Origin of the sequence: Hydrogenophaga sp. UC242_53 (genome assembly GCF_042696965.1) — a bacterium.
Taxonomy (GTDB): Bacteria; Pseudomonadota; Gammaproteobacteria; order Burkholderiales; family Burkholderiaceae_C; genus Hydrogenophaga.
The window spans coordinates 2,913,028-2,932,070 of sequence record NZ_CP170552.1 but is presented as its reverse complement, the minus strand read 5'-3'; the positions used below and the strand labels follow the sequence as shown (position 1 = coordinate 2,932,070).

20 protein-coding genes and 2 pseudogenes are annotated in these 19,043 nt (G+C 68.6%); 3 read left to right on the top strand and 19 right to left on the bottom strand.

Annotated features, from left to right (window positions below; translation table 11 throughout):
• The first annotated feature begins 55 nt into the window (after positions 1-55).
• Both ACFJI0_RS14715 and ACFJI0_RS14710 read left to right on the top strand, forming a co-directional pair.
• Positions 56-391: an ArsR/SmtB family transcription factor gene (locus tag ACFJI0_RS14715; RefSeq protein ID WP_382320705.1), complete on the top strand. Its 336-nt coding sequence runs from the start codon at positions 56-58 to the stop codon at positions 389-391.
• A complete protein-coding gene (locus tag ACFJI0_RS14710; protein ID WP_382320702.1) occupies positions 388-840 on the top strand; it encodes an SRPBCC domain-containing protein in 453 nt (150 codons plus the stop codon). Before ACFJI0_RS14715 ends, ACFJI0_RS14710 begins: the two co-directional genes overlap by 4 nt.
• Before the next feature lie 51 nt (positions 841-891).
• Here the strand turns inward: ACFJI0_RS14710 and ACFJI0_RS14705 are convergent, their stop codons facing one another.
• Positions 892-1,401 carry a DUF1993 family protein gene (locus tag ACFJI0_RS14705; RefSeq protein WP_382320700.1) on the bottom strand — a complete coding sequence of 170 codons (510 nt, stop codon included), beginning with the start codon at positions 1,399-1,401 and terminating at the stop codon, positions 892-894.
• Between the two features lie 426 nt (positions 1,402-1,827).
• Here ACFJI0_RS14705 and ACFJI0_RS14700 point away from each other — a divergent pair, with 426 nt between their 5' ends.
• Positions 1,828-2,286 carry an NYN domain-containing protein gene (locus ACFJI0_RS14700; protein WP_382320698.1) on the top strand — a complete coding sequence of 153 codons (459 nt, stop codon included), beginning with the start codon at positions 1,828-1,830 and terminating at the stop codon, positions 2,284-2,286.
• A 7-nt stretch (positions 2,287-2,293) separates the two neighbouring features.
• Here the strand turns inward: ACFJI0_RS14700 and ACFJI0_RS14695 are convergent.
• The 18 genes and pseudogenes from ACFJI0_RS14695 to ACFJI0_RS14610 all read right to left on the bottom strand — a co-directional run bounded on the left by ACFJI0_RS14695 (position 2,294) and on the right by ACFJI0_RS14610 (position 18,592).
• Positions 2,294-3,518, bottom strand: a pseudogene (locus ACFJI0_RS14695) (MFS transporter).
• 86 nt (positions 3,519-3,604) lie between these two features.
• A complete protein-coding gene (locus ACFJI0_RS14690; protein ID WP_382156613.1) occupies positions 3,605-3,973 on the bottom strand; it encodes a RidA family protein in 369 nt (122 codons plus the stop codon).
• Between the two features lie 17 nt (positions 3,974-3,990).
• Positions 3,991-4,977: a Bug family tripartite tricarboxylate transporter substrate binding protein gene (locus tag ACFJI0_RS14685; RefSeq protein ID WP_382320696.1), complete on the bottom strand. Its 987-nt coding sequence runs from the start codon at positions 4,975-4,977 to the stop codon at positions 3,991-3,993.
• A 79-nt stretch (positions 4,978-5,056) separates the two neighbouring features.
• Entirely contained in the window at positions 5,057-5,836 is a 780-nt protein-coding gene (locus ACFJI0_RS14680; RefSeq protein WP_382156617.1) for an SDR family oxidoreductase, read from the bottom strand.
• Positions 5,837-5,842: 6 nt separating this feature from the next.
• Positions 5,843-6,289: a RidA family protein gene (locus ACFJI0_RS14675; protein ID WP_382320694.1), complete on the bottom strand. Its 447-nt coding sequence runs from the start codon at positions 6,287-6,289 to the stop codon at positions 5,843-5,845.
• Positions 6,289-6,678: a hypothetical protein gene (locus tag ACFJI0_RS14670; RefSeq protein ID WP_382320691.1), complete on the bottom strand. Its 390-nt coding sequence runs from the start codon at positions 6,676-6,678 to the stop codon at positions 6,289-6,291. The genes ACFJI0_RS14675 and ACFJI0_RS14670 overlap by 1 nt, the downstream gene beginning before the upstream one ends.
• A 5-nt stretch (positions 6,679-6,683) precedes the next feature.
• A pseudogene (locus ACFJI0_RS14665) lies at positions 6,684-7,674 on the bottom strand (Bug family tripartite tricarboxylate transporter substrate binding protein).
• Positions 7,675-7,678: 4 nt separating this feature from the next.
• Positions 7,679-8,662 carry a Bug family tripartite tricarboxylate transporter substrate binding protein gene (locus ACFJI0_RS14660; RefSeq protein WP_382156625.1) on the bottom strand — a complete coding sequence of 328 codons (984 nt, stop codon included), beginning with the start codon at positions 8,660-8,662 and terminating at the stop codon, positions 7,679-7,681.
• 34 nt (positions 8,663-8,696) lie between these two features.
• Positions 8,697-10,169 (bottom strand): aldehyde dehydrogenase, encoded by a 1,473-nt coding sequence (locus tag ACFJI0_RS14655; RefSeq protein WP_382320689.1) that lies wholly within the window; start codon positions 10,167-10,169, stop codon positions 8,697-8,699.
• Between the two features lie 125 nt (positions 10,170-10,294).
• Positions 10,295-11,155, bottom strand: a complete 861-nt coding sequence (locus ACFJI0_RS14650; protein ID WP_382320687.1) for an aspartate dehydrogenase — start codon at positions 11,153-11,155, stop codon at positions 10,295-10,297.
• Positions 11,152-12,825, bottom strand: a complete 1,674-nt coding sequence (locus ACFJI0_RS14645) for a thiamine pyrophosphate-binding protein (RefSeq protein WP_382156629.1) — start codon at positions 12,823-12,825, stop codon at positions 11,152-11,154. Before ACFJI0_RS14645 ends, ACFJI0_RS14650 begins: the two co-directional genes overlap by 4 nt.
• Positions 12,822-13,616 carry an IclR family transcriptional regulator gene (locus ACFJI0_RS14640; protein WP_382320685.1) on the bottom strand — a complete coding sequence of 265 codons (795 nt, stop codon included), beginning with the start codon at positions 13,614-13,616 and terminating at the stop codon, positions 12,822-12,824. Before ACFJI0_RS14640 ends, ACFJI0_RS14645 begins: the two co-directional genes overlap by 4 nt.
• A 48-nt stretch (positions 13,617-13,664) precedes the next feature.
• Complete coding sequence (locus tag ACFJI0_RS14635) at positions 13,665-14,489, bottom strand: alpha/beta fold hydrolase (protein WP_382320683.1); 825 nt, start codon at positions 14,487-14,489, stop codon at positions 13,665-13,667.
• Between the two features lie 20 nt (positions 14,490-14,509).
• Entirely contained in the window at positions 14,510-15,007 is a 498-nt protein-coding gene (locus ACFJI0_RS14630; RefSeq protein WP_382163926.1) for a cupin domain-containing protein, read from the bottom strand.
• 122 nt (positions 15,008-15,129) lie between these two features.
• On the bottom strand, positions 15,130-15,882 hold the full coding sequence (locus ACFJI0_RS14625; RefSeq protein ID WP_382320681.1) for an SDR family oxidoreductase: 753 nt from the start codon (positions 15,880-15,882) through the stop codon (positions 15,130-15,132).
• A gap of 8 nt (positions 15,883-15,890) precedes the next feature.
• Complete coding sequence (locus tag ACFJI0_RS14620) at positions 15,891-16,676, bottom strand: ABC transporter permease (protein WP_382156637.1); 786 nt, start codon at positions 16,674-16,676, stop codon at positions 15,891-15,893.
• Between the two features lie 40 nt (positions 16,677-16,716).
• Positions 16,717-17,712: an ABC transporter substrate-binding protein gene (locus ACFJI0_RS14615; protein WP_382163928.1), complete on the bottom strand. Its 996-nt coding sequence runs from the start codon at positions 17,710-17,712 to the stop codon at positions 16,717-16,719.
• Between the two features lie 43 nt (positions 17,713-17,755).
• The gene (locus ACFJI0_RS14610; RefSeq protein ID WP_382320679.1) at positions 17,756-18,592 is read right to left on the bottom strand and encodes an ABC transporter ATP-binding protein; all 837 of its coding nucleotides are present in this window, start codon (positions 18,590-18,592) and stop codon (positions 17,756-17,758) included.
• Between the last annotated feature and the right edge of the window lie 451 nt (positions 18,593-19,043).

Genomic DNA, 19,043 nt, shown 5'->3' with positions numbered 1-19,043 from the left:
TATTCACCAAAATGGGTGAATGAATAACGCGTTGACGGCCAACCGACTCGACAACATGTTCGTCGCCTTGGCCGACGAGACCCGTCGCGCCATCCTGGCGCGGTTGTCCCTGGGCGAAGCCCGAGTGACCGAGGTGGCCGTGCCGTTCGACATCTCGCTCAACTCCGTGTCCAAGCACATCCGCATCCTGGAGCGCGCCGGCCTTGTCACGCGCCGCCGCTCTGGCCGCGAACATATCCTGCGTCTCGAACCGCGACCGCTGGCAGAGGCGTCGGACTGGCTTCAGTCGCGCCAACGCGACTGGGCGGGCCGATTGCAGCGCCTGCAGGCGCTGCTGGACGAGGAGGATGCAATTTCATCCCGGCAAACCAAAGGAGTCCATCGATCATGAAGAGCGAAGACCATCTCGCAGTTGCTGTCCATCACAGATTCCGCCAATCGGCCGAGAGGGTGTTCGATGCCTGGCTCGATGCGCGCCTGGCGAGCCGCTTCCTGTTCTCGACTGAAACCGGCGAGATGGTCCGCTGCGACATCGACCCGCGTGTCGGCGGGCAGTTCGTGCTGACCGACAGGCGTCCCGACGGCGATGTGGAGCACACCGGGGAGTACCTCGTCATGGAGCGGCCACGGCGGCTCGTGTTCACATTCGGTATCCCGGCCGCATCGCCGACCTTCGACATCGTGACCATCGAGATCACGCCGGAAGCGGATGGCGGCTGCACGCTGCATCTCACGGCGGAGATGCAGCCTGAGTGGAAGGATTACGCCGACCGTGCACGCCAGGGTTGGGCCCAGATCCTTGCCAGCCTTGAGGCCGCGCTGCGTGAGACCGGCGCCTGAGCGAGCGCGGCAAGGCGCGCTTGGCGCCCGGCTGCACTCAGGCGTCTTGCGTCAATAGGCACCCATGTAGTCGCGCTTGCCGACCTCAACACCGTTGTGGCGCAAGATGGCATAGGCGGTGGTCACGTGGAAGAAAAACTGCGGCAGGCCGTAGTGCAGAAGATAGGCGCTGCCGATCAGCTTCTTTTCCTTGGGGGTGCCGGGGCGCAACACGATTTCGCGGCTTTCACTGGCATCGAATTGCTCGGGCTTGAAGGAGCCGATGTGGGCCAAGGCCTTGGCGATCAAGGCTTGCAGGTCCGCGAAGCTGGCTTCCGTGTCGGGCCAGGAAGGCACCTCGGCGCCCGCCAGGCGGGATGCGATGCCCTTGGAGAAGTCAGCGGCGATCTGGACCTGACGAACCAGCGGAAACATGTCGGGGAACAGCCGCGCTTGCAGCAGCGCGTTGGGATCGATGTTCTTTTGCGTCGCGTGGTCTTCGGCTTTCTTGAGCACATCGGACAGGGCGCGCAGCATCTGCTGAAGGACGGGGACGGAGGCGTTGTACAGCGGGCTGGTCATGGTGAATTCACTTTTATAAATTGGGGCACGTTCGCCGGGGCCGGCATGGCGGAGGCCTTGCCGACCCTGCAAGGCTAACAGCACAGGTCCAACCCGCACCGGCCACCGAGACCGGTGCCCGCGGCAGATTTTTCTTGCGTTCTGCATGAATGCTTTCGTCGTATTGATGTAAAGTCTTCCCCGCTCACGAAAAAGGTGAGCACGGGCCTGAGAACCCGTTGCATCGCAGTCCAAGAGGCTGCATCACATCGACAAGGATTGCAGCCTCTGTCGTTCTGGTCCCATGTTTTGGCGGCCCGGACGGGAGGTCCGAAAGGTCCTGCCGGTTTCCACTGCGATGCCCGGTTCTCAGCCCGTTCGGGCCGCCGCCACTCTGTGTTGTGTGGCGGCGGCTGTTCTCCAACGAACAGGGAAGGCAGGCACTCCATGCCCAGGCTGCAGCACAAGCAACAGAAGATTGCCGTGTTGATCGACGCGGAAAACGTCTCTCACACACTGATCCGTTCCATCCTGCTGCGCGCGGCGTGTTACGGCGCGCTCATCGTCAAGCGCGCGTACGCCGACTGGACGCGGCCCCACATGAGCCGCTTCAAGAACGTGTTGCTCTACAACGCGATCGAGGCGGTGCAGCTTTTCCCATACGCCAAGGGCAAGAACGCGGCCGACATCATGCTCAGCGTGGAGGCGATGTCGCTGGTGAACACGGGGCAGTTCGATGCGGTCTGCCTGGTGTCGTCGGACAGCGATCTCACGCCGCTGGCGCTCGGTGTGCGGCGCGAGGGGGTGCGTGTGTACGGCTTCGGCGCGCGGCAGACGCCACGGGCCTTCGTGGCGGCGTGCAGCAGCTTCATCTACACCGAGTCGATCGCAGCAACGGCCGAGTGAGGCGCCGTCACCGTCCGGCGGCGTGTGTCCGGGGAATCCAATACGCCAGCGAGCCCGCCGCCGCGAAGGCGATGAGCCCGGTGACGGCGATGCCGGTGGCGCAGCGAGAGGCTGCCGGCCAGGAACGAGAGCAGCACCGGCCCGCACGAGGCGCCGATGTCGGACATGAGGCGCCACACGCCCAGGAAGTGCGCGCGGCCATGGCGCGGGGAATGGTCGGCGCCCAGTGTCATGATCATCCCGGAGCCGATGCCGTTGCCGAAGCCGATGGCCAGCGAGGCCAGCAGCAGTGTGGTGAAGCCCGAGGTGAAGGGCATCAGCAGCAGCGCCGTGCCCATGATGACCATGGATGGCACGGCGACCCAGCGCCGGCCTTTGTGGTCCATCACCTTGCCGGCGGGGTAGAACACCAGCATGTCGATGCCGCCGGCCAGGCCGTAGATGAGCGAGGCCACGGCCGGCGCCAGCGCGAGGTGATCCGCCCACAGGGGTATGACCACCTGGCGCGAGGCGCGCACGGCGCTGACCAGCACCACGCCGATGCCGAGCGTGAGGAACACCTGGCGGTGGTCCCTGAGCGTGGAGGCGATGGTGGTGGCCGCGGGCGGCGTCTGGCCGGCCGGCAGGTGAGGCGTCTCCAGGTCCGGCACGCGCGCGCCGAGGGCGGCCGCAGCCACCACCCCTGCGATGCCGACGCCGAAGGCGCCGGCCAGGCCGAACACATGCACGGCGGCCGCACCGAGGAACGGGCCGATGAACATGCCGATGCGGCTCACCCCGCCCAGTGTCGAGAGCGCCCGCGCGCGGTACGCGATCGGCACGGCCTCGGCCATGTAGCTCTGGCGCGCCAGGTTGTAGACGGCCCGGGACATGCCCACCATGAGGCAGCCCGTGGCGAACAGCGCCAGGTGCGAGGTCCCCACGCACAGCGCCATGCCCAGGGCGCTCCAGAGGCCTGCGGCGACGATGGCCCAGCGCTCGCCCCAGCGCATGGTGATGAGCGACGCGGGAATGTTGTTGAGCAGCGAGCCCAGGCCCATCAGCGCGACGACCAGCGCGGCCATGGGCACGGAGGCGCCCAGCTCGCGCGCCACGAGCGGGATGATGGGGAGAATGGCGCCTTCGCCCAGCCCGAAGAGCAGGGACGGGCCGAAGACCGGCACCGCGATTCGCTTGAGGGAAAACTCGGCCGAGGAAGAGGCGGCGCCGGGCGGGGCGGGAGGAGGTGGCATGCGCGGCGTGAGGGCGAGGGAACGGCGGTGGGGACGCCATTGTCCCCTTCCGCTGTTCGGCCCGCTGAAGGCCGGCGCGGTGCCCCTCAGGCCACGTAGGCCACGATCTCGATCTTCATCCCCGGCACCACCAGCGCCACCCCGGCGCTGGAGCGGTTGGGCCAGGGCGCGCGGAAGAACTCGCGGTACACGGCGTCGATGGCGGCCATGTCGGCCACGTCGGTCATGTAGATCAGCACCTGCGCCACGTCGTCCATGGTCTTGCCCGCGCGTTCCACCGCGCGCTGCAGGTTGCTGAAGGTCAGGCGGGCCTGCTGTTCGATGCTGCCGGTGGTGTCCACGCTGCCGTCTTCGCGCACCGGGCCGTGGGCGGTGTAGAGCACGCCGCCGGCGCGCACCATCCACGAGAACGGCTGCTTGAACGGCGGCAGGCCGACGTCGATGACTTCCTTCATCGCTGCGCGCGCCTCGCTCAGTCGGCCATGATGCCGGTCTCCCGGATCACCTTGCCGTAGCGTTCGTTGTGGTACTGGTTGATCTTGGCCAGCGCCGCCGGGTCGCCACCGGCCGGAATCAGCGCCATGGTGTTCATGCGCGCGATCACGTCGGGCATCTTGAGGATTTCGTTGAGGTGGCCGTTGAGCGTGCGCACCACGTCGGCGGGCATGCCTTTGGGCCCCATGAAGCCTTGCCAGGCGCCGACTTCGGCGTCTTTCACGCCGGCCTCGGCCAGGGTGGGCACGTTGGGCGCGAGCGGCGAGCGCTGCGGGTCGGCCACCGCCACGTTGACCAGCTTGCCCTGGGCGATGTACTGCGCCACCGGGCCGAGCGTGGTGTACATCATGGGAATGTGGCCTGCCACGAGGTCGACGATGGCCGGGCCGCTGCCCCGGTAGGGCACCTGGGTGAGCTTCACGCCGGCCGAGCGGTTGAACATCTCGCCCAGGATGTGCATGGGCGAGCCGCTGCCGGGGCTGGCGTAGTTGGTGACCTTGCCGCTCTTGGCCGCGGCCACCACGTCTTTCACGGTGTTCAGGCCCGAGCCGGCGTGGGTGACGAGGAACAGCTGTTGCGTGCCGGCCAGCAGGATGGGCGTGAAGTCGGTGAGCGGGTTGTACACGGCACCGGTGCCGGGCTTGAGCACCAGCGGGGCGGTGGCGAAGGTGTTGGGCGTGAACAGCAGCGTGTAGCCATCGGGCGCGGCCTTGGCCACGAAGGCGTTGCCGATGGTACCGCTGGCGCCGGTCTTGTTCTCCACCACCACGGTCTGGCCGACGCGGGCCTGCAGCTTCTCGGCGAAGGTGCGCGCCAGCGCGTCGGTGTCGCCGCCGGGCGGGAAGGACACGACGAGGGTGATGAGCTTGCTGGGGTAGGTCTGCGCCAGCGCGCTGCCGGTGGGCAGGGCGAGGGCGGCGGCTGCTGCGAGCGCGGTGAGCAGCAGGGGGCGGCGGGCGGTCATGTTCGATGTCTCCTAGTGGGGTGGGCTGGCAGGGAAAACTGAAACCGAAACAGAGAAAGCGGGGCCGTCGGGTGCCTGTTCAGAACACGCCGGTGAACGATCCGCCGTCGAGCAGGATGTTCTGGCCGTTGATGTAGCCCGCGTGCACGCTGCACAGGTAGGCACAGGTGTGGCCGAGTTCGCTGGGCTGGCCGATGCGGTGGGCCGGGTGCTTGGCCAGGCGCGCGGTGCGCACCTCGTCCACGGTCTTGCCTTCGCGCTTGGCTTGGGCGGCGAAGTTGCTTTCCAGGCGCGCGGTGTCGAAGGTGCCGGGCAGCAGGTTGTTGATGGTCACGCCGCGCGCCACGGTGGTGCGCGCCAGGCCCGAGACGAAGCCGGTGAGGCCGCTGCGCGCGCCGGTGGACAGGCCCAGGCCGTCCAGCGGCGATTTCACGGCGCTGGAGGTGAGGTTGATGATGCGGCCGAAGCCGCGCGCCATCATGCCGTCCACGGTGGCCTTGATGAGTTCGATCGGCGCGAGCATGTTGGCGTCGATCGCGCGGTGCCAGGTCTCGCGGTCCCAGGTGCGGAAGTCGCCGGGCGGCGGGCCGCCCGCGTTGGTGACGAGGATGTCGAAATCGGGGTGCGCGGCGAAGATGCGCGCGCGGCCTTCGTCGGTCGTCACATCGGCGGCGACCCAGTCCACCTGGCCCGCGCCGTGCGCGGCCAGGCGTTGCGCGGCCTCGCGCAGCGGGCCTTCGGTGCGCGCGGCGATCACCACGTGCACGCCGTCTTTCACCAGCGCCTCGGCGCAGGCATAGCCCAGCCCCGAACTCGCGCCGCACACGAGCGCTTTCTTGCCGGCAATACCCAGGTCCATGGTGGTTCAGCTTTCAGTAGAGAGAAGGGGTTGGGCTTCGCGAAGGTCCACGTCGAGCCGGGCCCAGGCGTCGATCTCCACGCGCAGCTCCGGGAACACGAGGGCCTTCACGGCCAACAGGGTCGAGCACGGCGTGTGCTCGCCAAAAAAATCGCGCCGGGCGCGGCCGACCTCGTCCTTGTCGGCGATGTCGGTCAGGTAGACCACGGTCTTGATGAGGTTGTGCCGGTGGCCGCCCGCGGCCGTCACCAGGGCTTCGAGCTTCTTGAGCACGACGATGGCCTGCTCGTAGGCGCCCAGCGCTTCGCCGCGCTCGGCGGCCTGGCGCGTGGCGGGATGGCCGGTCATGCCCGAGACCACCACCTCCTGGCCGATGCGGTAGCCGTTGGTCCAGCTCGCGGTGGGCAGGTCGGGCACCTGCGGGCTCTGGATCTTGTGCGCGACGGTCGTCATCACTGGCCTCCGGCGCGCACGCGTTCCTTGATGCGTTCGCGCACCGGCACGAAGTCGTAGGTGGGGTAGCACTCGGTCTGGAAGACGCCCCAGGCGGAGCGCTCCAGTTCGAGGTTGACGCGGCCCAGCAGGTGCGGTGGCACTTCGAGCGTGACGATCTGGCCCAGGCCCATGGCAACGGTCCACGACACCACGCGCGTGCCTTCCACCGGGAAGCGCTCCCACCATTCGCTGGCCTTGAGCTTCGCCTGCACGTCGTCCAGCGTGAGGCCGGCGTGGTGTTTCAACACGATGGTGATCAACACATTGGCGCAGGCGTGCACTGGCGTACCTTCGCCCTGCGGGCTGCGGTGCGAGCTTGCTTGGGAGCGGCCCTGCGCTGCGCTCATGACCTTCACTCCATCGTGATGTTGCGTGCCTTGATGACCTTGGCCCAGCGCGCGGTTTCGTCGCGGATGTGGGCGTCGAACGCGGAGGTCTGGATGTCCCAGGCGCTCAGGCCCTGGCCTTGCAGGCGCTCGCGCACGGCAGGCTCGGCCAGGATGGTGGTCGCATCGCGCGCGAGTTGCGCCACCACGTCGGCCGGCGTGCCGGCGGGCGCCAGCAGGCCGTACCAGGACGGCACCACCACGCCCGGCACACCCAGTTCGGTCAGCGTCGGAATCTCGGGCGCCGTGGGCGTGCGCGCGCTGTCGGTCACGGCCAGGGCGACCAGCTTGCCGCTGCGGATGTGCGGCAGCACGGTGGGCAGGTTGCTGAACATCAGGGGCACGGTGCCGCCGATCACGTCGTTGATGGCGGGCGGCGTGCCTTTGTAGGCGATGTGCAGGATGTCCACGTTGGCCTGCGACTTGAACAGCTCGCCCGCGAGGTGCAGGCCGCTGCCCACGCCGGGCGAAGCGTAGGCGAGCGAGTCGGGCTTGGCCTTGGCCCGCGCGATGAGATCGGCCACGCTCTTGATGCCCGTGGCCGGGTTCGTCACCAGCACGTTGGGCGTCTTGGCCAGCATCGCCACGGGCACGAAGTCCTTCTGGATGTCGAAGGGGAACTTCGGCATCAGCGTGGGGTTGACCGTGAGGTTGCCGGCCGGGATCACCAGCAGCGTGCTGGCGATCGGGTTTGGCGCGCTTGACGCGCTCCATGCCGATGTTGCCGGCCGCGCCGGGGGCGTTGTCGACCACGGCCACCTGGCCGTAGCGCTTGCCCAGGCCATCGGCCAGCACGCGGGCCAGCGTGTCGATGGGGCCGCCGGCGGGGAAGGGTGCGACGAGCGTGAATTTGTCGGCGGCCAGTTGTTTCTCGGCGGCCGTCTGTGCGTGGGCGGTGGTGGTGCCCAGCAAGGCGAGCAGCGAGGTGACGGCAAGAAGGGTGCGGCGGTTGGTCATGGTGTCATTCCATCGTGATGTTGCGTTGCTTGATGACTTTGGCCCAGTTGGCCGTTTCGGTGCGGATGTGCGCATCGAAGGCGGCGGGTTTCATCGTCCACTCGGTCATGCCCTGGGCCTTGAGCGTCTCGCGCACGTGCGGTTGCGCCAGGATCTCGACCATGTCTTTGGCGAGTTGATCGACCACGTTGGCCGGCGTGCCCGCGGGCGCGAGCAGGCCGTACCACGAGGGCACCACCACGCCGGGCACGCCTTGTTCGGCCAGGGTGGGGATGTCGGGCGCGTTGGGCGTGCGCGCGCGATCGGTCAGGCCCAGCGCCACGAGGCGGCCGCTTTCCAGGTGCGGCAGCATGGTGGGCAGGTTGCCGAACATCAGCGGCACCGTGCCCGCCATCAGGTCGTTGATGGCCGGCGTGGAGCCCTTGTAGGCCACGTGCTGGATGTCGATGTCGGCCTGGTCCTTGAACAGTTCACCCGCGATGTGCAGACCGCTGCCGATGCCGGTCGAGGCGTAGAACAGCGTGCCGGGCTTGGCCTTGGCCGCCTTGATCACGTCGGCCACGTTCTTGAAGCCGCTCTTGGGGTGGGTCACCAGCACGTTGGGCGTGGTGGCCAGCATGGTGACGGCCACGAAGTCCTTCTGCACGTCGAAGGGGAACTTCGGCATCAGCGTGGGGTTGATGGTGAGGTTACCGGCGGGGATCACCAGCAGGTTGTGGCCGTCGGCCTTGGCGCGCTTGATCTTGCCCATGCCGATGGTGCCGGCACCACCGGGGGCGTTTTCCACGATGGCCGTCTGGTCGTAGCGCTTGGCCAGGCCGTCGGCCAGCAGGCGCGCCAGCGCATCGATGGCGCCACCGGCGGGGAAGGGCGCGACCAGGGTGAACTTGTCGGAGGCCAGCTGTTTCTCGGCGGCGGTCTGGGCTTGCGCGGTTCCCATGAGGGCGAACAGCGAGGCGAGGGCGAGAAGGGTGCGGCGGCTTGTCATGTCGAGAGAAGGTTGCAAGGTTGGAAAAAGAAAATCAGCTGGTCGCCCAGGGCATGGGCGATTCGTTCAAGCCCCAGTAGAAGCTCTTCTGGCTGGTGTATTCGAGGATGCCCAGGCGGCCCTTCTCCTGGCCGTAGCCGCTCATCTTCACGCCGGTGAACGGCGTGCTGATGGAGAAGACCTTGTAGGTGTTGATCCACACGGTGCCGGTCTGCAGCGCGCGCCCGATGCGCCAGGCGCTCTTGAAGTCGCGCGTCCAGATGCCCGAGGCCAGGCCGAACATGTTGTCGTTGCACTGCGCGATCAGGTCGTCCTCGTCCTTCCACGGCAGCAAGGCCAGCACCGGGCCGAAGATCTCTTCCTGGCACATGCGCGCGCTGTTGGGCAGGCCTTCGAAGATGGTGGGCAGGTAGTAGCTGCCGCCGTCGTAGAAGCTGCCCGTGGGCCGCTCGCCGCCGCACAGCACCGTGCCGCCTTCGTCGCGGCCCAGCTGCACGTACTTCTCCACCGAGGCGCGGTGGCCCAGGTTCACCAGCGGGCCCATCTGCGTCTCTTCCCTGGATGGGTCGCCCACGCGCAGCTTCTTCACGCCTTCGAGCAGGCGGGCCTTGAACTCGTCGTAGACGCTCTCGTGCACGAAGGCGCGCGAGCCGGCGATGCAGGACTCGCCCGAGGAACTGAAGATGCCGTAGAGCACGCCGGCCACGGCGTGGTCCAGGTCCGCGTCGGGCATGACGATGGTGGGGGACTTGCCGCCCAGCTCCAGCGAGGTCGGCATGAGCTTCTCGGCCGCCAGGCGCTGGATGCCCATGCCCACGGTGGTGCCGCCGGTGAAGGCGATGCGCTTGATCAGCGGGTGCTTGACCAGGGCGTCGCCCACGATGCTGCCCTTGCCCGGCAGCACGCTGATGATGCCGGCGGGCACGCCGGCCTGCTCGGCGATCTTCGCCAGCTCCAGGGCCATGCGCGGGGTGATCTCGGCCGGTTTGAAGACCATGGCGCAGCCGGCGGCGAGAGCCGGGGCGAGCTTCTGGGCCTCGCTGGCGATGGGGGAGTTCCAGGGCGTGATGGCGCCCACGACACCCAGGGGTTCGTTGACGCTCATGCTGAGGTAGTCGCCGCGCGAGGGGGTGATGGTGTCTTCCCAGGTCTCGGCGGCGGCGCCGAAGAACTGGAAGGTGCCGGCGGCGCTGGCGACCAGGGCGCGGCATTCCTTGATGGGCTTGCCGTTGTCCAGGCGCTGGAGCTGGGCGAGCTCTTCGCCGCGCTCGCGGATGCCGTTGGCGATGCGGTAGAGGATGCCGGCGCGTTCGTGGTGCTTGAGCCTGGCCCAGGAAGGCTGCAGGCGGGCGCGTTCGGCCGTCTGCACGGCCTCGTCCACGTCGGCGGCGGTGGCCGCGTGCAGGCGGGCGACGGTGCTGCCGTCGTGCGGGTATTCGGTGGTGTATTCCGGGCCCGAGGCGTCGCGCCATTGGCCTGCGAAGTAGCTTTGAAGTTTGTCGGTCATGGAATGTCTCTTTTGTCGGCGCGAAAGGCTGTTGATCCAGAGGCGTCGCGGATCCGGCTACGCCGGTCCCAGACGCCGCCCCCTTGAGGGGGTGACGCGCTGCAAGCGCGGCGCGGGGGTGGGCTTCATATCGTCACGGAGGAAGTGCGGTTGTGCAGGAAACGCAGGGCGGACAACACGGTCAGCGCCGAGGTCTTGGGGTTGTCGGGCAGGGGCTTGCCGCGCATGGTGATGCGCATCTCGCCGAAGGCGCCGCGCACGTCGACCTCGTGGATGTTCTCGGTCACGGTCGGGTCGGCGATCAGGCGCACGCGGGTCGCGTCCAGCCCCAGGCCGGCGAGCGAGACGGTGGCGGCCACGTTGGCGTTCTTCGGGTACAGGTGGGCGGCTTCGCGCGCCGTGGCTTCGAGGATGACGGTGGGCTCGGTGATCGTGCCCAGGTCCGCCACCTGTTCGGCGGGGGTGCCGCGCCAGCCTTCGGGCGGCTTGCGGCCGGTGTAGGTGACGCTGTCCAGGCCGGCCAGGCGGGCCGAGGCGATGGCGTCGATGCCACCGATGGCGCCGGCCAGCAGGTGCACCCGCGTGCCGCCGCGCTGCGCGGCCTCGGCCAGCTTCTCGGGCAGGCCGTCTTCGGACAGCGCGCCGATGGACAGCACGGCGCATTCGATGCCGCGCTCCAGCGCGGGCAGCACGTGGCTGCCGATGGCGGCGTGGCCCGCGCATTCCAGCAGCAGAGCGGTCTCGGGCGGCACCTCGGTGCACACGGTCGCGGCCGTGCCGAGCGCGGCTTGCGCGTCGGCGACGTGGCTCTCGGACAGCACCACGTGCGTGATGCGCACCGTGGGGTGGCCGGCCATGCGCGCGAAGAGCGTGCGGCCGATGGCGCCGTAACCGATCAGCGTGACCTGCTGAAAATGAATGCCAGAACCTTCGTGCTGCGCACTGCGGTGCGAGCTTGCTTGGGAACGGCCCTGCGCGTCGCTCATGTTTCTTCCTTCTTCTTCGGGGGGCCGGCGAACTTCACGGCGAACGGGCCCCAGGCGTTCATGTCCACTTCCACCACCACCGGGCCGCTGGCGTGGGCCAGGGCTTTCTGCAGCGTGTCCTTGGCGGCGGCCGGGTCGGCCAGCTTGTGGTGAGGCACCTGCAGGCTGGCGCAGAGCTGAGCGAAGTCGGGCGTGTGCAGTTCCACGTAGGCGTGGCGGCTGCCGTAGATGTCGTCCTGGATGTTCTTGATGACGCCGTAGCGCTGGTCGTTCATGACGATGAAGACCACGTTGGCCTTCTCCTGCGCGGCGCAGGCGAGTTCGCCCACGTTGAGCATGAAGCCGCCGTCGCCGCAGAGCGAGATGGTGCGGCGGCCCAGCGCGTGTTCGGCATCGGCCACGGCCGCGCCCACGCCCATGGCCAGGCCCTGGCCGATGCCGCCGCCCAGGGCGTGCACGCCGGCGCGCGGGTGGTCCAGCACCGGGGCGCGGTTGCCCCACATGCTGTTGGAGAGCGTGATGTCGCGCACCCACCAGAGTTTCTTGCCGACCACCTCGGCCAGCGTGTTCTTGAGCTTGGCGTACTGGCCCAGCGTGCCGTCCACCAGCGAGGCGGCTTCGGCGCGCGCGCGCTTCACATCGGTCGCCAGCTTCGGGTCGATCCGCATGCGGCCTTCGAGCCGGTCGGCCAGCGCGTTGAGCGTGATCTCGGCGTCGCCGTGCACGAACAGTTCGCTGCTGTAGCCGCGGCCGTCGGTGAGGGGGTTGGCGTCGATGCGGTAGCGCGTGGCCGGCAGCTTGAGCTTGTAGTTCAGCGTCTCGTTGCTGCGCAGGCGCGTGCCCACGGAGAGGAAGGCGTCCACGGTTTCGTAGAACTCTTCGGCCGGCTTCTGCAGGTTGTAGGAGCCCAGCGTGGCGGGGTGGTCTTCGGGCACGATGCCGCGGCCCTGCACGGAGGACACCACGGCCCAGCCCATGTTCACCAGCCGCATCGCGGCGGCGCTGGCGCCGCGCGCGCCGCCGCCCAGCCACAGCAGGGGGCGCTTGGCGCTGAGCAGGCGCTCGGCGAGCAGGTCCACGGCGGCCAGGTTGGGCTGCACGGGTGGCACGGCCAGCGGCGAGAGATCGGCCGGCAGGTCCAGCTTCATCTTCTGCACGTCGATCGGGATCTCGATGCTCACCGGGCCACAGGGCGGCGTCTGCGCCAGGCGCACGGCCTCGCGCAGCGTCGCCAGGGCGGTCTCGGGGTTGCGGATGCGGAAGGCGTCTTTGCCCACCGCCTTGAGCATGGCCAGCTGGGCCGGGTGCTCGTGGATGTAGCCCAGGTCGCGGTCCAGGAAGGGGGACTCGATCTGGCCGGTGAGGTGCAGCAGCGGCGTGCCGGCGGTGATGGCCTCGACCATCGCGCCCGCCGCGTTGCCGCAGCCGGTGCCGGTGCTGGTGACGCACACGCCCAGCGTGCCGCTCACGCGGGCATAGGCGTCGGCCATGTTGCACGCACCTGCCTCGCCGCGCGCCGAGACGAAACGGATCTTCTGGCGCGTGTGGAACGCGTCGAGGATGGGCATGTTGTGGATGGAGATCACGCCGAAGGCGGCGCGCACGCCGCACTGCTCCAGGAAGCGGGCGGCGAGTTCCCCCACGGTGATGCGTTGGTGAGATGGGCTCATGCGACTTTCTTTTCGGTCGGTTTGGTTTGCCAGCCACCGCGGTTGGGCAGGTGGCTGATGCGTTCGGTGAGCTGGGCCGCGGCCTCGCGCACCTGGTTGACGAGAACTTCGAGTTCGCCGGGCTGCACCTGCTGCGCCGGCACGGTGATGCTGATGGCCGCCGAGACCTCGCCCCGGTCGTTGAAGACCGGTGCGGCGATGGTCGAGATGCCGGATTCGAATCCGCCCTGGCTCACGCCGTAGCCGTTGGCGCGGTCCTGGTCGATCAGCTGCTTGAGCTGCTCGACCGTGGCCGGCGTGCGGGGGGTGTACTTCGGCAGCTCGGGTTCGGGGTAGAGCTGGCGCAGGGCGTGCAGGTCGAGGTCGCTGAGCAGCAGGCGGCCCAGCACGGTGGCGTGGGCCGGCAGGCGCGCGCCGACCTGGATGGAATGGAACAGGGCGCTGCGCCCGGCGACCTTGGCGATGAAGACCACGTCGCGCGCGTCGCGCACCACCACATGGGCCGAGTAGCCGCACTGGTCGCGCAGCGCCTCGATGATGGGGCGGCCGTGCTCGGTGAGTTCCATGGAGGCCAGGAACTCGAAGCCCAGGCGCAGCACGGACAGGCCGAGCTTATAGTAGGCGCCGTCGCCCACGCGCTCGACGAAGCCGCCTTGCTCCAGCGTCTGCAGCATGCGGAACACCGAGGCGCGCGGCAGTTCGAGCCGGCGCGAGATTTCGGCACCGGTGAGTTCGCGCTCGTCGCGGTTGAACAGCATCAGCAGCTGCAGGCCGCGCATGAGCGCGGGCACGGTGTAGCGGTCGTCGTTTTTCTCGGTCGCGCATGGTCTTCTCCTTGTTCAGTTGAGACCCAGCAGGGCGTTCACCGCGCCGGGGGCTTCCAGCGGGCACGCGTGGCCCGCAGAACCCAGATCATTCCATGCCACGCCGGCGGCCTGGGCCACGGCCTGGCAGGAGGCGGGGGTGGTGATGCCGTCGGCGGCGCCGCTGGCCACCACCACCGGCAGGCGCAGCTGCGTCAGGTCGGCCGCCAGGGTGCCGTGGGCGAGCAGGCGCGCGGCCTGCGTGTAGCCGGCGGGAATCACCTGCGACATGCTTTCGCGCACGGCCTCGACCAGCTCGGGCGCCGCGCCGGGCGAGAGCATGGCCGCGCCGCGCGCCTGCGCCATGCCTTGCGGGCCCAGGCGCTCCAGCGTGGCCAGGCGGTCGCGCAGTTTCTGCTCGCGCACGGCCGGCTCGGCGTTGCCATACCCGCCGGCGGGCGAGAGCAGCACCAGGCGCTGCACGCGCGCAGGCGCCAGCAGGGCGGCCCGGCCGGCCATGAGCGCGCCCAGGGAGTGGCCCACCAGCGTGATGGGCGTTGCAACGCCCAGCGCGTCGAGCCAGGCCCAGAGGCGCTCGGCGTAGTTGTCGGCGCGCGGCCAGTCGGCTTTCACCGGGTCGCTGGTGCCGTAGCCCGGCGCGTCCCAGGCCAGCACGCGCAGGGGCTTGCCCGCCGCGGCGTCGAGCTGGCGCACCCAGCTGCCCGAGGCCGAGCCGATGCCGTGCAGCAGCACGTGCGTCACGTCCTTGGCCGATCCTGCCTCGCGGTAGGACAGGCGCGCGCCACCGGGCAGCGTGGCGCTGCGCAGCGGGTGTTGGGCGAGGGCTTGAAGAGGCGTCATGGCGGTGGGCGTCGCGGGGCTCAACGCTTGATTTTTGCGAGCGGGCTGTCGGGCGGGTAGGTGGGGGTGATGGGCTTGGGCGAACCCAGCATCACGCACATCAGCGCGTCTTCGTCGCCCACGTTGTGCTCTTCGCGGTACACGCCGGGCGGCACCGAGATCAGGTCGCGCTCGCCGACGATGGTTTCCCAGCGCTCGCCGTCCTTCTCGCAGACCACCTTCATCGCGCCGCGCATGACGAAGAAGATCTCTTCCACGTCGTAGTGGATGTGCGAAGGGCCGATGTTGCCGGCCGGGATCACCATGGTGGAGAAGGTGAAGTGCGCGGCGGGCACGGTGTTGGTGTCCTTGTTCACGCCGGTGCCGCCGGTGCCCACGTAGCGCATCTGCGCGCGGCGGTACTTGGGGTCGTAGTCGGCCTGGAACTTCAGCGCGTCCCAGTCGTAGCTGCGCGTGCTCCTGCGCGCCACGCGGCTCTCCATCCACTGCGCGAAGCTCTGGCCTTCCTGGCGCATCATCACGCGCTGCGTCTCGGCCTCGGACGGAATGTTCGCGTCCATCAGGCCGCGTTCGTTGAACACGGGCGCGTTGGCCGCTGCGGGTTTGGTGATGGTGGCTGTGCTCATGCGTTTTCTCCTTTTCAGTTCATCGTGAAGCCGCCGTTGACGGGCAGCAGCTGACCGGTAATGAAGCCGCTGGCCTGTGTCAGCAGGAACAGGGCGGCGGCGTTGACGTCTTCGGGGATCTGCGGCCGCTGGATCGCGCGGCCCTTGAGGTAGTGCTCGTGCCGCTCCTGCGGCACGTAGGCGGTGGCTTCGACCAGCGTGAGGCCGGGGGCGATGGCGTTGACGGTGGTGCCGTCCTCGCCCATCTCGCGCGCCAGCGAACGGGTCATGGCGATCACCGCGCCCTTGCTCGCCACGTAGGCCAGCAGGCGGGGCGCGCCCCAGAGCGCGGTGTCGGAGGCGATGTTGACCACGCGGCCACCACCGGCGGCGGCCAGGTGCGGGCGCGCGGCGGCGGTGACGAGCCAGGTGCCGCGCACATTCACGTCCATCACCAGGTCCCAGGTCTCGGGGCTGAGTTCGCCCATGCCCTTGCCGCCGGAGTTGGTGATGGCCGCGTTGTTGATCAGGCCGTCGAGGCCGCCCAGCCATTGCGCGGCGGCGTCCACGCCGGCGCGCACGCTGGCCGCGTCGAGCAGGTCCAGCGGCACGTAGTGCGCGTTCGGGCCGAGGTCCTTGGCGAGTTGTTGGCCGGCCTCGTGCAGCACGTCGCTGATGACGACGCGCGCACCGGCCTGCACCAGCGACTGGGCGAAGCTCGCGCCCAGGCCGCGCGCGGCGCCGGTGACGAGCACGCGGCGGTTGTCGAGTTGGATTTCCTGTGCCATGGTGTTCCTCAGGCCACGCGCCGTTCGGCGCTGGGCAGGTAGTGAAGCACGCGCTTCTCGGCGATCACCACGGCGTAGTAGGCGACGATGCCGATCACGGTGAGCGCGCCGATGACCACGAACACCCCGGCGGTGTTGCCCTGGCCTTCGAAGAACACCAGCATGTAGCCCAGGCCCATGTTGCCGCCCACGAGTTCGCCGACGACCACGCCGATGACGGCCAGCGTGCTGGCGATGCGCAGGCCCGAGAACAGGGGCGGCAGCGTGGTCGGGAACTCGACCATGCGGAACACCTGCAGCCGGGTGGCGGAGAAGGAGCGCGCGAGGTTGATCAGGTCGTGGTCCATGGTGCGCATGGCCGAGAGCACGTTGATGAGCACCGGGAAGAACACGATCAGGATCGCGACCAGGATCTTGGGGTACATGGTGTAGCCCAGCCACATCACGAACAGCGGCGCGAACGCGACCTTGGGCGCGATCTGCAGGGCGAGCAGGTAGGGCGAGAGCACGGCCTCCACCTTGGGCGAGAGGCCCAGGGCGTAACCGATCAGCGCGCCCAGCAGCGAGCCCAGGATGAAGCCGATGACGACCTCCGCGCCGGTGATGCCGGCGTGCCAGAGCAGGCGCTCGGTGCCCCAGATGCGGACCGCTTCTTCCCACACGCGCGAGAAGGGCGGCAGCACGAATTCCGGCACGCCCAGCAGGCCGGGAACGTATTCCCAGACCGCCATGAACACCACCAGGACCAGCAGGCTCCAGAGCGCTGTGCTGTAGCGCTGCAGTACGTCTTTCATGTCGCGACTCTCAGATGCGGGAAGGGAAGGGGGGCGCGACTCACTTGGCCGTCACGAACTGGTTGGTGTAGAGCTCCTTGACCGGGGTCTCCTTGGGCACCACACCGTTGGTGACGTAGAACTTCTGCAGCTCGGCCAGGCGGGCCTCGTCCATCGTGCCGGGCACCTTCTGCGCGGCGTAGACGTACTTGTTGAAGAGTTCGAAGGCCTTCTGGATGCTGGCTTCCTTGCCCTTGTGCACCGGCACGTGCGCCACGTAGGCAGCGGTGGCGGCCTTGGGGTCGGCCATGATGTCCTTCATGCCCTTGAGCGTGGCGCGCACCAGCTTCTGGATCAGCTGGGGGTTCTTGGCGATGGTCTCGTCGGAGGCGAGGATGGCCTGGGCCATGCTCTTGAAGTAGATGTCGGCCGGCAGGATGTCGACCTGCGCGCCGGCTTCCATCGCGCTCACCGTCCAGTCGGGCACGCCGGCCATGGCCGAGGCCTTCTTGGCGGCGAACTGCTGCCACACGCCCGCGGGGCCGGCGGCCTGGATGTTGACGTCGTTCTTGGTCAGGCCGACCTTGCTGAGCATGCCCAGCAGGGCGTAGTAGGTGGTGTCGGTGTAGGCCAGGACGGTGACGGTCTTGCCCTTGAGTTCGCGTGGGCTCTCGATCTTCTCGTCCTTGTGGCTCACGAGCTGGGTGAGCGAACCGGCGCCGAGCACGGCCACGGCCTTGACGGGGATGCCCTGGGCGCGGGCGATGATGGGGGTGTCGCCGATGGCGCCGCCGATGACGGCGTTGCCGGCGCCGATCTGCTTGGCCACGTCCACGCCGCCGCGCGCGGTGACGAAGTTGACCTTGAGGCCTTCCTGCTCGTAGTAGCCCTTGGCCTGGGCCAGCATCCAGGGGCCGAAGGCGGGCAGCGTGCCGGGCGCGGGCAGCAGGTAGGTGATCTCCTGCAGCTGGGCGTGGGCCGCCAGGGGCGAGACCAGCGCCGCGGTGGCGAGCAGGCTCAGGCAGGCACGGCGGGTACCGTTGAAAGCGCGGGTCATCTTCATGGCAACTCCAGGAGGTGGGTGAATGGGAATGCGGGGGTCAGTGCACGTCGGTCTGCGCGTCGAGCTTGAGCAGGTCCATCAGGCGCGAGACGTAGTCGCCCACGGCGGGGTGCTTGCGGCGCGCCATCGGGTTGTCGCGGCCGGGGATGTCGACCACGATCTCTTCGACGATGGTGCCGGGGCGCTCGCTCATGACCAGGATGCGGTCGGACAGCGCGACGGCTTCGGCCAGGTCGTGGGTGATGAAGAGCACGGTCTTCTTGTGCTCGGCCACGGTGCGCGCCAGGTCCTGCTGCAGGATCATCTTGGTCTGCGCGTCCAGCGCGGAGAAGGGCTCGTCCATCAGCAGCACGATCGGGTCCACCGCGAGCGTGCGCGCCATGGCGGCGCGCTGGCGCATGCCGCCGGAGAGCTGGTGCGGGTAGCTGTTGCCGAAGCCCTTGAGGTGGCACTGGGCCAGCAGCTTCTCGGAGATGGCGGCGCGGTCGGCGGCGCGCACGCCGCGCAGCTCCAGGCCGAACTCGACGTTCTGCGAAATCGTGCGCCAGGGCATGAGCAGGTCTTTCTGCAGCATGAAGGCGACGTGCTTGTTGGGGCCGGTGACCACTTCACCGTTGACCTTGACCGTGCCGGCCGAGGCCTTGGCCAGGCCCGAACCCATGTTGAGCAGCGTGCTCTTGCCGCAGCCCGACGGGCCGATCAGGGACACCACCTCGCCCGGCTGGATGGACAGCGTCACGTTGCGCGCGGCGATCACTTCCGGGTTCTTGCCCCGTGCGGGAAAGCGCTTGTCCACCCCGATGAATTCGATCGCGGGATGCAAACCGCCGCTGGTCGGGGCGGTTGCGCGGGAGCCGTGAAGTGCGTCGTTCATGGGGACCTGCGGGTGGATTAGGGTGTTTTGTATATGAAACGTTGATTCATTACAGAATCAATGCTAGGGCCGTTGCCCCACTTTGTCTGCAAAAACCTACTAAGGCCGCGGGGTATTGGCCTGGGCGGGCGGACCGGCCTGGAACGCGGGGGAGGGCGTGCCTGGGAGAGGGCGCGCCGTCTATGGCCTAATAGCGGCTTTTGCAATCTCTCTCAGGAACCAGCCATGGGCAACAAAATCGTCACCGAAGCCGACCGCAAAGCCACTCCCCGTCCGAAGCCCGTCGCTGGCGTCACCCTGACCACGCCCGGCCGTGGCGCAGCGCGTGAGCCTGGAGCGTGGTGCTGCGCACGCGCAGCAAGAAGAACCCGGGCAAGCGCTCGAAGAAGGGCGGCTGATCGCCCCCTGGCCCACCCGGCCAGGCCCCAGACAGAAGGCCCGCATCGCGGGC